Source organism: Pseudomonas mandelii (assembly GCF_002251635.1).
GTDB lineage: Bacteria > Pseudomonadota > Gammaproteobacteria > Pseudomonadales > Pseudomonadaceae > Aquipseudomonas > Aquipseudomonas mandelii_B.
In genome coordinates this window covers 24,034-38,311 of the sequence record NZ_NMOJ01000040.1, presented here as the reverse complement: position 1 = coordinate 38,311, position 14,278 = coordinate 24,034, and the positions used below count along the sequence as shown (strand labels likewise).

The window sequence follows — 14,278 nt, the reverse complement described above, 5'->3', positions numbered from 1 at the left end:
GGCTTCCTTGACAGCTTTTTAGAGCCCTTGTTATAAAGCGGCTCTTAAGTGTCTGTAGGCCATTCAGCACTGGTTTTTGCTTTCACCAAAAAACTTAGAACCATACTCAATAGATATATAAGGGGACTTAGAGTGAACAAGTCGGAACTGATTGATGCTATCGCCGCATCCGCTGATATCCCGAAAGCTGCTGCTGGCCGTGCGCTGGACGCAGTAATCGAATCCGTCACTGGCGCTCTGAAGGCCGGCGACTCCGTGGTACTGGTAGGCTTCGGTACCTTCTCCGTTACCGATCGTCCAGCTCGCATTGGTCGTAACCCACAGACTGGCAAAGCACTGCAAATCGCTGCCGCCAAGAAACCAGGTTTCAAAGCCGGTAAAGCCCTGAAAGAAGCTGTTAACTAAGTTCGTTTCAGGTTTTTGCCTATCCGGGTCGGGGTCATGCCTGACCTGGCAGCGGAGCGGTAGTCCAGTCGGCAAGTTGCCGGTCCGAGACACCGAGGGTCGCAAGTTCGAACCCTTGGTCCGCTCCGCCAGTTACGAGAAGGCGCATCCTCGGATGCGCCTTTCTTCTATCCGGACTCTACCCACGCTCCACGGTTGCCTAATTTTTGAAGATCAACCGTTTCTGGGGGACGCATGCTGCAGAATATCAGGGACAATTCACAAGGCTGGATTGCCAAAACCATTATCGGGATCATCGTCGCATTGATGGCGTTCACCGGTATCGACGCCATTTTTCAGGCCACTACCCATCGTAATGATGCGGCCAAGGTCAACGGCGAAGAAATCAGCCAGAACGAGCTGAGCCAGGCGGTCGACATGCAACGTCGCCAGCTGATGCAACAGCTGGGCAAGGATTTTGATGCTTCTCTGCTGGACGAAAAACTGCTGCGCGAAGCGGCCCTCAAAGGGCTGATTGATCGCAAGCTGTTGCTGCAAGGCGCAGAAAACTCNAAATTCGCTTTCTCCGAAGCGGCCTTGGACCAAGTGATCTTGCAAACGCCTGAATTCCAGGTGGATGGCAAGTTCAGTCCTGAGCGCTTCGATCAGGTGATTCGTCAACTCGGCTACAGCCGCATGCAATTCCGCCAGATGCTGGCTCAGGAAATGCTGATCGGTCAGCTGCGCGCTGGTTTGGCGGGTAGCGGTTTCGTNACCGATGCCGAAGTGCTGGCATTTGCCCGTCTGGAAAAGCAGACCCGCGATTTCGCTACCGTCAACATCAAGGCTGACCCTGCGGCGGTGAAGCTGACCGACGATGAGGTCAAGGCCTATTACGACGAACACGCCAAGGAATTCATGACGCCGGACCAGGTGGTCATCGACTATCTGGAACTGAAGAAGTCTTCCTTCTTCGACCAGGTCACCGTGAAGGATGATGACCTGCAAGCGGCGTATCAGAAAGAAATCGCGAACCTGTCCGAGCAACGCCGGGCTGCGCACATTCTGATCGAAGTGAACGATAAAGTGACCGAGGCGCAAGCCAAGGCCAAGATCGAAGACATTCAGGCGCGTCTGGCCAAAGGCGAGAAATTCGAGGCGTTGGCCAAGGAATTCTCCCAGGACCCGGGTTCGGCGAACAACGGTGGTGACCTGGGCTATGCAGGTCCTGGCGTCTACGACCCGGCATTCGAAACCGCGCTGTATGCGTTGGCCAAGGATCAAGTGTCGGCCCCGGTTCGCACTGACTTCGGTTTCCACCTGATCAAGCTGCTGGGCGTAGAAGCACCGCAAGTGCCATCGTTTGCCAGCCTGAAAGACAAGCTGACCCGCGAGCTCAAGACCCAACAGGTTGAACAGCGCTTTGTCGACGCCNCCAAGCAACTGGAAGACTCCTCGTTCGAGTCCTCCGATCTGGCCCAGCCGGCGCAAGACCTGAAGCTGACTGTCCACACCTCCAAGCCGTTCGGCCGCGAGGGTGGCGAAGGTGTGGCGGCTAACCGTGCCGTGGTCACCGCGGCATTCAGNCCGGAAGTGTTGGATGAGGGTGCCAACAGCACCGCCATCGAGCTGGACCCGGAAACCNTGATCGTGCTGCGCGCCAAGGAACACTTGAAGCCTGCGCAACTGCCGCTTGAAAGCGTCAATGCCAGCATTCGTGCGCAGTTGGCCAAGGAACACGCCAGTGCTGCCGCCAAGACCAAGGCTGAGGAGTTGATCGCCAGCCTGCGTGATGGCAAGACCCCGCTGAACAAGGCGATNGACGGTCAGAACTGGAAAGTGACTGAAGCGGCTACTCGCGCTCAGGAAGGGATTGACCCAACTGTGCTACAAGCGCTGTTCCGCATGCCCAAGCCTGCGAGCAAGGACAAGCCGACCTTCACCACGGTTACCCTGGCTGACGGTAGCCTGATGATCGTGCGCNTGAACGGCGTGAACGAAGCCGCTGCGCCGACCGAAGAAGAGAAGGCCCAATACCGTCGCTTCCTCGCCTCGCGCATTGGCCAGCAGGACTTTGCGGCCTACCGCAAACAGCTGGAAAGCCAGGCCGAGATCAAGCGTTTCTGATGCTTGACTGAGTTGCCCGCTTTATAAAAACCCCGGCCAAAAGGCCGGGCTTAATGAGATGGTCAGCCTGACCGAGAAGCCNTGGATATTTGATCTGGGCCCGAACGGGACTTTTTCCCGTAACTGACAGTCAGTAGACTTGTAAATGTTTTAAGACACTAATCGATGCTCCGCTAAGCATCGATCTGTTGCACAATACGCCCCGGACTGTTTCCCTCAGGATGTTCAATGTTTAAATCAATTCCCATGCGTGTTGCCGGGCTGGCGCTGTTGCTGGCCGCCGTTGCCGGCTGCTCGTCGAAGAAAGCCCCCATCTACGAGCATGAGAACTTCGATGACTCCGGGACGTTTTCGCGCAATTACCCGGTGACGGATGCGCAGACCTGCGAAGCCGCCCGTCGGGCGTTGCTGAGCCAGGGCTATATCATCACCAGCGCCGACCCGAAACTGGTCAGCGGACACAAAAGCTTCCAGCAGACCGGCGAGACCCACATGGAGATCAGCTTCAGTGTGGTCTGTGCCGATGATGGCAGTGAGGGCCATCATGCGACCATGTTCGCCAACGCCCTGCAGGACCGTTATGCGCTGAAGAAAACCAACAACTCTGCCAGTGTGGGCGTGGGTGTGCTGGGTTCGGTGTCGATGCCGATCGGTTCCTCCGACGATTCGATGGTCAAGGTTGCCAGTGAAACCGTCTCGTCGGCCAAGTTCTACGAGCGTTTCTTTGCGCTGGTGGAGTTGTTCCTGCCGCCGGAAGCGAAAAAAGCTGCACACATCCCCGAGAAACCCAAGACCGACCTGGGCATGCCTGAAGCCAAGGCTGCTCCGGCGCCTTTGGCCCCAACGCCGGCACCTGCTGCGGAACCCGCGCCAGCGCCTGCGGCTGAACCTGCTCCAGCCCCCGCTGCCTCGGAGCCAGTCGCACCGCCGCCTGAAACAGCGCCGATCACCCCGGCTGAAAACCCGGAACCGGCTCCGTCTCCGGAAACCGTTACGCCACCGCCGCAATCCAGCCTGCCGCCACCGAGCGAGCCTATTTCGGCCATGCCTGCTGCCAGCCAGTAATCGGTATGCATTTCGGGACCGTGTCAGATGACACCGTTCCCGAAGTGGCTTTTAGATTGATCCGCGTCAACCCGAGCTTTAGTCCTGCAGCCTCTATCGAAAAAATCCTGTGATAAATTCCTGACCGCCTGCTACGTTTTATAAGTAGCCGCTGAGCGGTACGCCCGCGTCATTTTTCTTTCACACGGGCACTTTATGCTCGGGGCGTTGGTCATTCATTCAGGCATTTTTTAAACGAGCGGTAGGGGGAATTCACGATGGACGATTATCAAGAAGAGCTGCTCGAGTATCAGGCGTTTGAACTGGACCCCTTGGAGCCAGCGGAAGACGCTACTGAGCTTTGAGCATCACGCGGATTGGCGATGGCTGCGGCGAAACTCGCCGGGTGTCTGGCCGTTCCAGCGTTTGAAGGCGCGTTGGAAAGCTTCGGCTGAGGCAAAACCCAGCAGGTAGGCAATTTCACCGAACGCCAGTTCCGTATCGCGAATGTAGGTCATGGCCAAGTCGCGGCGGGTATCGTTGAGAATCGCGCGAAACTGAGTGCCTTCTTCGGCCAGTTTGCGCCGCAGTGTCCAGGTAGGCAGCTTCAAGCGTGCCGCCACTTCTTCCAGGTCGGGCTCCCGGCCGCCATTGAGCATCGGCCCGAGCAACCGGGTAATGCGCTCACGCAGGCTGCGGGTGCGGGTCAACTGCTCCAATTCGTGTTCACAGAGTTGCAGCAAGTGTCGCCAGGTACTCGGGCAGTGTTCCGGGTTGCGCTGGGCGAGGCTGGCCAGACTCAGGCGCAGTTGATTCTGTTCGGCGCTGAACTGAATCGGACAGTCACCCAGCGCGGCATACGCGTCACGATAATCCGGTTCGGCAAACTCAATCTCGATCCGTTCGGCGCGAAGCGGGGCAGGGCTCACGCTGGACAATTGTTGCAGCCACCCGGCGATGATCGAATCCACCACAAAACGGTTGTAGGCATTGTAAGGGCTGATGGAATAGAAACGCAGCCAGGCGCCTTCAGCGTCTTCATGAAAGCTCGATTGACCACGGTAGTTGGAGCCATATAAGGCTTCAAAACGAATCAGGCAGCGCGCCGCTTCTCGAACCGTCGGCGCCTGGGCAGCGGTGACTCCGGCCAGACCGGCCTGACTCAGTCGACTGAGCTGGCCCATGCGCAAACCCAGCGCCGGGTCGTCGGTCAGTTGGATGGCTGCGTGGCCCAGGCGCATGTAGCGCGGGATCGACAGGCGCGCCCCCGCTTCGGCGAGGCGCGCGGCATCGAGGCCGTATTGCTCAAGCAGCGGTTGCGGGTCCACACCGTGGCTGCGCACGGCGTCGGCCAGGCTGTGAACAAAGCCCACCGACAGATCCCCAAGGCGCATCGGCAGCGGTTTCATAGGTTACAACCAGAGGTTCAGTAAACGCGCGCCACGGGCGTTGCCGTCGGCGAACTGCTGCCCGTTGTTGCTGAGAAAACTCTGACCCGCGCTGCCCTTGTCCCAGAACTGACCGCGCAGGAACACGCTCATGCCGGCCATGGCCTGGCTGCTGGGCGGCTGGCCGGTCAGTGTCAGACGATGCCAGGCCTGGCCTTCACTGAGTTCACCGGCCTTGAGGCTGACCGAGCTGGGCGTCGACAGCCCCTTGTAACCCCGCCACGGTTTGTCCCAGGTGTCGCGGCCGACGACATACGCGGGAACAGCCACCAAATGGGCGCCTTGCTCGTTGAGTTTGCGGTAATTGTCCGGGTACCAGCTGTCGCTNCCGATCAGTATGCCCAAGCGTCCGGCCGGTGTGTCGACCACGTTGAGCGTATGCGCGCCATTGGCCTTGATGACGTCAAGGTCAGCAAAGACCGGATGCATCTGGCGTTGCGGCTGGCCGATCGGCAAACCGTCGCGACCGAACACCACGCTGCTGTTGTACAACGCGCCGCGGCCGACTTTCAGCGTGCCGTCGACGATGCTCGGCTCGGGCAACACAATCGTGCCGGCCACCAGGGTCACATTGAACGCCTTCGCCAGCCCCCCGAACAATGCCTGATAATCCTTGGCCATGCCTTTGGCCTTCATCCGCAAGTGAGCGTCGTCGAGACGACTGTCGCCCTTGGCGCTGATCAACGCACGGACGAACTGCACAGGATTGCTCACCGCCAGCCAGTTCATGGCTTCTTCGAGAGTGGTCGCCTGGTACAGCTCATCTTTCTCGCCGCTGACCATCAGCCACGTGCCGATGTGTTCCGGCAGCACGACGATGGTCTTGTCATTGATCAAGCCTTTGTCCCGCGCTTTTTGCAGGTAGGCNGCGAGCTTGCGGTGCAGCCGTTCGGGGCTTTGATAGTCGGTGGGAAACAGCTCGGGCTGGATGCCCAGCAGATTGCCACGATCGGCGGGCGTGCCTTGATCGACCGCGAGATGAATGCGCAGGTCCGACAGATAATGACCCACCGGACGGTCCGCGGCCCACATGGCGTAGGTCGTGAGGGCGGCAATCAATGCCATGGAGAAAGTCAGGTACAGAAGTTTGCGCATGGAAAACAGTCGACAGCCGTGTGCAGGGTTCGCGACTAGGGTAGGGCCCATGCCGNNGCTTGCCAAGGGGCGCTGTGCATTTGGATCAATAAGTTGTCAGTTTCGGTCATTGAGTGACAGGGGCGCGACTCTTAGTCTGTCCAACATGACTGACGGGGGCCGAAGAGCTCCTGCATATTTTCCGTGATCGCTCGATGTGGAGTTACAAATGGCCGCCGCACATTACCCGCACCTGTTGGCCCCGNTGGACCTGGGTTTTACCACCTTGCGCAACCGCACCCTGATGGGCTCGATGCACACTGGCCTGGAAGAAAAACCCGGTGGTTTCGAACGCATGGCCGCCTATTTTGCCGAGCGCGCCCGTGGCGGCGTCGGCCTGATGGTCACCGGCGGTATCGGCCCGAACGATGAAGGTGGCGTGTACGCCGGTGCAGCCAAACTGACCACCGACGAGGAAGCACAAAAGCACAAGATCGTGACCCAGGCGGTGCACGAGGCGGGCGGCAAGATCTGCATGCAGATCCTCCACGCCGGCCGTTACGCCTACAGCCCCAAGCAGGTCGCCCCCAGCGCGATTCAAGCGCCGATCAACCCGTTCAAACCCAAGGAGCTGGACGAGGAGGGCATCGAGAAGCAGATCCAGGATTTTGTCACCTGCTCGCTGCTGGCCCAGGTCGCCGAGTATGACGGCGTCGAAATCATGGGCTCCGAAGGCTACTTCATTAACCAGTTCCTCGCCGCCCACACCAACCACCGCACCGACCGTTGGGGCGGCAGCTACGAAAACCGTATGCGCCTGGCGGTGGACGTCGTGCGTCGAGTGCGTGAAGCCGTGGGCCCGAATTTCATCATTATTTTCCGCCTGTCGATGCTCGATCTGGTGGAAGGCGGCAGCTCCTGGGAAGAGATCGTGCAGTTGGCCAAGGCCATCGAGCAGGCCGGTGCGACCCTGATCAACACCGGTATCGGCTGGCACGAAGCGCGNATTCCGACCATCGCGACCAAGGTGCCGCGTGGTGCATTCAGTAAAGTCACCGCCAAGCTACGCGGCTCGGTGAAGATTCCGCTGATCACCACCAACCGCATCAACACCCCGGAAATCGCTGAGCAGATTCTGGCCGAAGGCGACGCCGACATGGTGTCCATGGCACGGCCGTTCCTCGCCGACCCGGACTTCGTCAACAAGGCGGCCGCCGGTCGTGGCGACGAAATCAATACCTGCATCGGTTGCAATCAGGCGTGCCTGGACCACACCTTCGGCGGCAAGTTGACCAGCTGCCTGGTGAACCCGCGTGCTTGCCANGAAACCGAGCTCAACTACCTGCCGGTGAAACAGATCAAGAAAATTGCCGTGGTCGGTGCCGGTCCTGCCGGGCTGGCGGCGGCCACCGTGGCGGCTGAGCGCGGTCATCAAGTGACGCTGTTCGACTCCGCCAACGAGATCGGCGGCCAGTTCAATATCGCCAAGCGTGTACCGGGCAAGGAAGAGTTTTTTGAAACCCTGCGCTATTTCAACCGCAAACTGCAAACCACCAACGTCGAGGTGTGCCTGAACACCCGTGTCGATGTGGCGAAACTGGTTGAGGGCGGTTACGACGAAATCATCCTGGCCACCGGCATTGCACCGCGCACCCCGGCCATCCCGGGTATCGATAACGCCAAGGTGCTGAGCTACCTGGACGTGATCCTTGAGCGCAAACCGGTGGGCAAGCGNGTCGCGGTGATTGGCGCGGGCGGGATCGGTTTTGACGTATCGGAATTCCTGGTTCACCAAGGCGTGTCCACCAGCCTGGACCGCGAAGCGTTCTGGAAAGAGTGGGGCATCGACACCCAACTGCAAGCCCGTGGTGGCGTGGCGGGCATCAAGCCCCAGCCCCATGCACCGGCGCGCGAAGTATTCCTGCTGCAACGCAAGACCTCCAAGGTCGGCGACGGGCTGGGCAAAACCACCGGCTGGATCCACCGCACGGGCCTGAAGAACAAGCGGGTGCAGATGCTCAACAGCGTCGACTACTTGAAGATCGATGACGAAGGCTTGCATATCCGCATCGGCGCCGAGGGTGAGCCTCAAGTGCTGGCGGTGGACAATATCGTCATCTGCGCCGGGCAGGATCCGCTGCGCGAATTGCAGGAGGGTCTGGTGGCAGCGGGGCAGAACGTGCATTTGATTGGTGGCGCGGACGTGGCGGCGGAGCTGGATGCCAAGCGGGCGATCAACCAAGGATCGCGGTTGGCTGCTGAGTTGTAAGCAACTCAATGCCTGTGGCGAGGGAGCTTGCTCCCGCTGGGCTGCGTAGCAGCCCCTCCCAAACGCCGCAGTTTTCCAGGATCACTGCGTTGAATGGGTTTACGACGGCTGCGCCGCCGAACGGGAGCAAGCCCCCTCGCCACAACGGCTGCTAAGATGCCAGCTCTTCACCCAGAGCTGGCATCGATGCTTCTCCCTCCCAACGACTGGCTACTCCAGGCCCCGCTTCAACACCTTCACCTCGACGGGCTCACCTCCGCCGGCATTGAAGTCGCCATCCTGCGTCTCGACCTGATCGACCCGCTGATCAGCGGCAACAAGTGGTTCAAACTCATCGAACACCTCAACGCCGCTGACCGGATCGGCGCCCAAGGCATCATCAGCCTCGGCGGCGCCCACTCCAATCATCTGCATGCACTGGCCGCCGCCGGCAAACGTTTCGATTTCAAAACGGTCGGCCTGCTGCGCGGTCATCCGCAGGAAACGCCGACGGTGAGGGACTTGCTAGCGTTCGGCATGCAGGTGCACTGGTTGGGTTATGGCGGTTATCGAGCGCGGCACGAAGCAGATTTCTGGCTGCCCTGGCAGGCGCAATATCCCGACCTGTATCCGGTGCCTGAAGGGGGCGGCGGTCTGCAGGGGGCGCGGGGTTGCAGGCAGTTGAAGGCGATGGTCCTCGATCAACTGAGCGACTTGGGCTGGAGTGATTACGACGGTTGGTGGCTGGCCTGCGGAACCGGCACAACCCTGGCCGGCCTGGTGCTGGCGGAGGCGGGCGAACACCCAGTGTATGGCGCGCTCGCAGTGCCCGACGATCATGGTGTGGCGCAGCAGGTTGAATCGATTGTCCGAGAGGCAGGTGTGGAGGAAGCGGCTTACGAACTGTTCGACGCCAGTCGAGGCGGCTTTGCCAAGGTCGATCCGCTGCTGCTCAGTTTCATCGACCAGGTCGAACAGGCTTCGGATATTCCCCTCGAACCGTTGTACACCGGCAAGGCGCTGCTGATGCTCAAGCAGCAAGTCGAGGCTGGAACATTTGAAAAGGGCACACGCCTGATCTTCATCCACACTGGTGGATTGCAGGGCCGTCGGGGGTTCAACTCACAAACCTGAAGCCCCCTCGCCACAGGGATCAGTGTTTTTTCACCCACGCTTGGGCATCATCCGCAGCAGCGTGTTATCGCGCACCACATAGTGGTGATAAATCCCTGCCACCGCATGCAGGCCGATCAGCCAGTAACCGATGGTGCCACCGAGCTCATGCCAGCCTTCGATTTGCTTGGCCAGCGTCTTGTCCTCCGGGATCAGCAACGGCAGGTCAAAGCCATAAAACATCACCTGATGCCCTTTGGCGCTGGTCACCAGCCAGCCGAGCATCGGCATCGCGATCATGAAAATGTACAGCGCCCAGTGCATCAGTCTGGCCAGCACGGTCTGCCAGCGGGGTGAGGCCGGGAAGATCTGTGGAGCCGGGCCCAGGCTGCGAGCGAACAGCCGCAGCCAAACCAATACAAACACCGTCAAGCCGAGCATGAAGTGCGATTCGGTGATCAGCGTCCGGCCACCGCTGCCTTTGGGAAAGATCCCGCGAAACTCNATNCAGGCGTAAACCAGCGCCAGCAAAACCAGCATCAACCAATGCAGCGTAATCGATACAGTGCTATAGCGTGATTCGGAGTTCTTCCAGGGCATACGGTGTTCCTCACAGGTCTGGTCTAAAGCCCACCGTTCTTGTTCGACGGTGTTCTTTAACTGTAATCCGCTTTGGTGGATTTGCCTGTGGCTATTTGGGCGTTCAATGCTCTGGCTCAAGTGATCGCTCAAAAAAAAGCGCCAGTTCCGAAACGGAGCTGGCGCTTTTTATGGAACAAGAAACGTTATCAACTGCTTTGCGGCATCTCACCCTTGGCCAGACGCTTGTTGATGTCGGCGATCACTTGCGGCAAGTCAGTGATGGTGTCGATCATGTAGTGCGGCCGCGAACCTTCGAACATCGCGTGGATGCGTTTGCGTTCACTGTCGAGTTGCTCGCTGCCCAGGGCACGGAAACCTTCGTAGTCCAGCCCCAACGCGTTGCCGGAGCAGGTCAGGGCCACGGTCCACATTCCGGCGCGGCGTCCTTCGAGGATGCCCGGCACGGTGTCATCGACCTTCACGCACGCCGCCACATCGTCAATACCCAGGGCAATAACGTTGGCCAAGGCTTGGGCCGGCCATGGGCGGCCGTTAGGCACTTCGTCGGTGGCGACCACGTGATCGGCGACGTAGCCATTGATAGCGGCCAGGGCGACCACCTTGTCCATGACTTGCTTGGGGTAGCCGGAGCAGGAGCCGATCTTGATGCCTTGAACGCGCAGCCGGGCGAGGGTGTCGAGGGCGCCGGGGATGAGGGCCGAGTGCTCGGCGATCTTCTCGATCTGCAGCGGCATGAAGCGTTGGTAAATGGCAGTGACGTCNTCATCCGTCGGCGTGCGGCCGAAGGCCTTGCGGTAACGCTCGGCTACCTGCGGCTGGTCGCAGAGTGTGCGGATATGGTCCCACTTGCCCATGCCCATCGGGCCGCGGGCTTCGTCGATGGAGACTTGCACGTCGAACTCGGCGAAGGCTTCGACAAAGATCTGCGTGGGGGCGAAGGAGCCGAAGTCGACCACAGTGCCGGCCCAGTCGAGGATCACGGCCTGCAAGGTGGTGGGGTTTTGATAGTTCATAGCTGAGATCCAAAAGATGAAAGGTTGATGTGCATGGCGTGCAGGACTCTCATTCAATATCGATGTCGACTGGTCGGGCCTCATCGCGAGCAGGCTCGCTCCCACAGGGGAATGCGGTGTGGGTCAGATCTCTAACACTTCCATCTCGCGCAGTACTTCGGCGACTGCGGCTACCGCTGCGTGCATCTCGGCCTGGTTGACGTGCCCGATGCAGCCGACGCGGAAGGTTTCGACCTGGGTCAATTTGCCGGGNTACAGGATGAAACCCTTGGCCTTGACCCGCTCGTAGAACGCCTTGAACTGGTAACGCGGGTCTTGTGGGGCATGGAAGGTGACGATGATCGGGGCCTGGATCGCCGTGGGCAGGAAACTGCGCAGGCCAAGTTCGGCCATGTCATCGAGCAGCACCTGGCAGTTGTTGGCATAGCGCTGATGCCGCGCCGGCAAACCACCTTCTTCGTTGTATTGCAGCAGGGCTTCTTGCAGGGCCGCGACCACATGGGTCGGTGGCGTGAAACGCCATTGGCCGGTCTTGGCCATGTAGCTGTGTTGGTCGAACAGGTCCATCGCCAGGGAGTGGCAGTTGCCTTGGGCATTCGCCAGCGCNTCTTTGCGGGCAAAGACAAAACCCATGCCTGGCACGCCTTCCAGGCATTTACCTGACGCTGCGATCAGCGCGTCGAACCGCACCTCGCGGGCATCGATCGGCAGCGCGCCGAAGGAACTCATGGCGTCGATGATCAGGCGCTTGCCGTGGTTTTTAACCACGTCGGCGATNTGCGGCAGCGGGTTGAGGATGCCGGTGCTGGTTTCGCAGTGAATCAGCGCAACGTGGGTGATGCCGGCATCGGCGTGCAGCAGACGGTCCACATCGGCGGCGGCGGTGGGTGCATCTTCGGCGGTTTCGAAGGTGCTGAAATCGCGGCCGAGCACTTCGCAAATCCTGGCCAGGCGCTTGCCGTAGGCGCCGTTGATCAGCACCAGCACTTTGCCGTCGCGGGGCACCAGCGTGCCGATGGCCGCTTCGACCGCGAACGTGCCGCTGCCTTGCAAGGGCACGCAGTGGTGGCTGTCGCCGCCGTTGATGATGGACAGCAATTGCTCGCACAGGCTGGCGGTCAATTGATTGAAGCGGTCATCCCATGAACCCCAGTCGACCATCATCGCCTGACGGGTGCGGGCCGATGTGGTTAGTGGGCCGGGGGTGAGCAGGATTGGCTCGGCAGTGCTCATTCTTGTGTCCTCGCAAAAGCTCTCTGTGGGATGAAGCTACGGGACATAAATTGCAATTTCGGGTGCTATCAATCAAATTGTTTGTTGTTATGCCAGCCATCAGTGAGAGTTATTCATGAACCTGTTTCAGCTTCGAGCCTTCGACGCCGTGGCCCGCGAAGGCAGTTTTACCCGGGCGGCGGCGCGGCTATTCATCAGCCAGCCGGCGGTGACCGGGCATATCAAGGCGNTGGAGGAGCACTACCAAATCACCTTGCTGCGCCGCACCGCGCGACGAGTGGAGCTGACAGAGGAGGGCATCAAGCTGGCGGCGATCACGCGGGCGATGTTCGGTTTGGCCGAAGAAGCGCAGACCCTGCTGGAGGCCAATCGGCAATTGCTCGCCGGGCGCCTGGAAGTCGCGGCGGACGGCCCACACCTGGTGATGCCGATGCTGGCCAGCCTGCGGGCGCGGTATCCGGGGATCACGGTGAACTTGCGCTTGGGCAATGCTCAGGAAACGCTCGCGGCGTTGTTGTCCGAGCATGCCGACGTAGCAGTGTTGACCGAGGTAGAGCCGCGCAAAGGCCTGCATCTGCAAGCGTTGAGTGAATCACGGATTTGCGCGCTGGTGCCGCAAAGCCATCCCTGGGCCAAGGCCTCCAAGGGCGTGAAGCTCAAGGAGCTGGACCAAGTGATCATGGTGTTGCGTGAACCGAGTTCGATTACCCGACGAACGTTCGATGAGGCGTGCGCAACGGCCTCGGTCAATCCCAGGGTGTTGCTGGAGCTGGACAGTCGCGAGGCGGTGACCGAGGCCGTGGCGGCCGAGTTGGGGGTTGGCGTGGTGTCGTCGGTGGAGGTCAGTCATGACCCGCGGGTGGCGGCAGTGCCGATTCTGGGTGAAGGGTTGGTTAACCGGCACATGATCGGGTGCATGGAACGGCGGCGGGATTTGCGTTTGATTCGGGCGTTTTTTGAGTTGGCGCCCTCCAGATAAACCGAGGTGTCTGCATCGCGAGCAAGCTCGCTCCCACAGGATTTATGTTGGCTGCAGATCTTGGGTACGACGCAAAACCTGTGGGAGCGAGCTTGCTCGCGATGAGGCCGGCCCTGTCTACACAAGACTCTCGCGAACCATCTCCAGAAACGTCGCCACCACCCGCCGCGAACTCTGCTCGCGCAGGCACACCAGTGTCTCGGTCAATCGCCGTGTGCAATCGGTAATCGGCAACGCACACACCCGCGAATCCGCGCCAAACTCGGCGGCGGACACCACACCAACGCCGATCCCCACGACCACCGCCTCACGCGCCGCTTCCCGACCTTCAACCTGAATCGCCGGGCGAATGGAAAACCCGGCCTGGGCCATTTCCTCTTCCAGTGTCTGACGTGTCACCGAACCGATTTCCCGCAGCACCAGGGGCGTGTCGTGCAAATCCGCCAGGCAAATCGATTCACGATCCGCCCACGGATGATTGCGTGAAACGAAGGCCACCATCGGGTCATTGCGCAGCGGCAGCGAGATCAGCCGCTCGTCACTCACATCCCGGCCCAGTAACGCCAGGTCGGCCTGATAGTTGAACAGGCGAAACAGCGATTCGTCGGTGTTGCCGGTTTCGATTTTTACGCTGATGCCGGGGTAGCGCTCACAGAAACGCGCAATCTGCGGCAGCACATGCACCGGTGCATCCACCGCGAGAATCAGGCTGCCGGTTTGCAAGGCCCGGGAGTCATGCAAGAGCTCCTGTGCCTCGTCCTCGATGACGAACAGCCGCTGGGTAATGCTCAACAGTCGCTCGCCCAGATCCGTCAGGCGCACCGAGCGTTTGTTGCGGTGAAACAGCAACACCCCGAAGCGCTCTTCGAGCTTGCGCACTTGGTCGGAAATCGCCGGTTGCGTGAGAAAAAGCCGCTCGGCGGCTTTGGTAAAGCTTCCGTGAACGGCCACGGCGTGGAAGGCTTTGAGCTGGGCGTGGGAAACCGACATCGAAACCTCCGGTAACAATCAG

At 60.1% G+C, this 14,278-nt stretch carries 12 protein-coding genes and 1 tRNA gene; 7 read left to right on the top strand and 6 right to left on the bottom strand.

The genetic code is table 11. The annotated features are described in order from the left end of the window. Positions 1 to 117 precede the first annotated feature (117 nt). The 4 genes from B7L09_RS05985 to B7L09_RS05975 all read left to right on the top strand — a co-directional run bounded on the left by B7L09_RS05985 (position 118) and on the right by B7L09_RS05975 (position 3,576). Entirely contained in the window at positions 118 to 405 is a 288-nt protein-coding gene (locus B7L09_RS05985; RefSeq protein WP_497006754.1) for an HU family DNA-binding protein, read from the top strand. Positions 406 to 458: 53 nt separating this feature from the next. Beyond that, positions 459 to 536 (top strand) — tRNA-Leu (locus B7L09_RS31945). 103 nt (positions 537 to 639) lie between these two features. Then, on the top strand, positions 640 to 2,511 hold the full coding sequence (locus B7L09_RS05980; RefSeq protein WP_094468131.1) for a SurA N-terminal domain-containing protein: 1,872 nt from the start codon (positions 640 to 642) through the stop codon (positions 2,509 to 2,511). 228 nt (positions 2,512 to 2,739) lie between these two features. After that, positions 2,740 to 3,576 carry a DUF2242 domain-containing protein gene (locus B7L09_RS05975; protein WP_094468130.1) on the top strand — a complete coding sequence of 279 codons (837 nt, stop codon included), beginning with the start codon at positions 2,740 to 2,742 and terminating at the stop codon, positions 3,574 to 3,576. A gap of 347 nt (positions 3,577 to 3,923) precedes the next feature. On the opposite strand, the gene B7L09_RS05970 is transcribed toward B7L09_RS05975, so the two are convergent. Together B7L09_RS05970 and B7L09_RS05965 are read right to left on the bottom strand one after the other, a co-directional pair. Then, the gene (locus B7L09_RS05970) at positions 3,924 to 4,964 is read right to left on the bottom strand and encodes an AraC family transcriptional regulator (protein ID WP_094468129.1); all 1,041 of its coding nucleotides are present in this window, start codon (positions 4,962 to 4,964) and stop codon (positions 3,924 to 3,926) included. 3 nt (positions 4,965 to 4,967) lie between these two features. After that, positions 4,968 to 6,098: a nitrilase-related carbon-nitrogen hydrolase gene (locus B7L09_RS05965; RefSeq protein WP_094468128.1), complete on the bottom strand. Its 1,131-nt coding sequence runs from the start codon at positions 6,096 to 6,098 to the stop codon at positions 4,968 to 4,970. Positions 6,099 to 6,306: 208 nt separating this feature from the next. On the opposite strand from B7L09_RS05965, the gene B7L09_RS05960 reads away from it, so the two are divergent. Both B7L09_RS05960 and B7L09_RS05955 read left to right on the top strand, forming a co-directional pair. Next, the gene (locus tag B7L09_RS05960; protein WP_094468127.1) at positions 6,307 to 8,346 is read left to right on the top strand and encodes an NADPH-dependent 2,4-dienoyl-CoA reductase; all 2,040 of its coding nucleotides are present in this window, start codon (positions 6,307 to 6,309) and stop codon (positions 8,344 to 8,346) included. Positions 8,347 to 8,532: 186 nt separating this feature from the next. Next, positions 8,533 to 9,459, top strand: a complete 927-nt coding sequence (locus tag B7L09_RS05955; protein ID WP_094468126.1) for a 1-aminocyclopropane-1-carboxylate deaminase/D-cysteine desulfhydrase — start codon at positions 8,533 to 8,535, stop codon at positions 9,457 to 9,459. Between the two features lie 30 nt (positions 9,460 to 9,489). On the opposite strand, the gene B7L09_RS05950 is transcribed toward B7L09_RS05955, so the two are convergent. The 3 genes from B7L09_RS05950 to B7L09_RS05940 form a co-directional block, all read right to left on the bottom strand. Beyond that, on the bottom strand, positions 9,490 to 10,038 hold the full coding sequence (locus tag B7L09_RS05950; protein WP_094468125.1) for a cytochrome b: 549 nt from the start codon (positions 10,036 to 10,038) through the stop codon (positions 9,490 to 9,492). A 188-nt stretch (positions 10,039 to 10,226) separates the two neighbouring features. Next, on the bottom strand, positions 10,227 to 11,054 hold the full coding sequence (gene phnX / locus B7L09_RS05945) for a phosphonoacetaldehyde hydrolase (protein ID WP_094468124.1): 828 nt from the start codon (positions 11,052 to 11,054) through the stop codon (positions 10,227 to 10,229). A 123-nt stretch (positions 11,055 to 11,177) separates the two neighbouring features. Then, positions 11,178 to 12,287: a 2-aminoethylphosphonate--pyruvate transaminase gene (locus tag B7L09_RS05940; protein ID WP_094468123.1), complete on the bottom strand. Its 1,110-nt coding sequence runs from the start codon at positions 12,285 to 12,287 to the stop codon at positions 11,178 to 11,180. Between the two features lie 115 nt (positions 12,288 to 12,402). On the opposite strand from B7L09_RS05940, the gene B7L09_RS05935 reads away from it, so the two are divergent. Further along, positions 12,403 to 13,266 (top strand): LysR substrate-binding domain-containing protein, encoded by an 864-nt coding sequence (locus tag B7L09_RS05935; protein WP_094468122.1) that lies wholly within the window; start codon positions 12,403 to 12,405, stop codon positions 13,264 to 13,266. 117 nt (positions 13,267 to 13,383) lie between these two features. Here the strand turns inward: B7L09_RS05935 and B7L09_RS05930 are convergent, their stop codons facing one another. Further along, the gene (locus tag B7L09_RS05930) at positions 13,384 to 14,256 is read right to left on the bottom strand and encodes a LysR family transcriptional regulator (RefSeq protein ID WP_094468121.1); all 873 of its coding nucleotides are present in this window, start codon (positions 14,254 to 14,256) and stop codon (positions 13,384 to 13,386) included. Between the last annotated feature and the right edge of the window lie 22 nt (positions 14,257 to 14,278).

Excerpts from the sequence above, each read along its gene's own strand:
- B7L09_RS05970 (WP_094468129.1), bottom strand. The coding sequence starts at position 4,964 with ATGAAACCGCTGCCGATGCGCCTTGGGGATCTGTCGGTGGGCTTTGTT.
- B7L09_RS05955 (WP_094468126.1), top strand. The coding sequence starts at position 8,533 with ATGCTTCTCCCTCCCAACGACTGGCTACTCCAGGCCCCGCTTCAACAC.
- B7L09_RS05975 (WP_094468130.1), top strand. The coding sequence starts at position 2,740 with ATGTTTAAATCAATTCCCATGCGTGTTGCCGGGCTGGCGCTGTTGCTG.
- B7L09_RS05930 (WP_094468121.1), bottom strand. The coding sequence starts at position 14,256 with ATGTCGGTTTCCCACGCCCAGCTCAAAGCCTTCCACGCCGTGGCCGTT.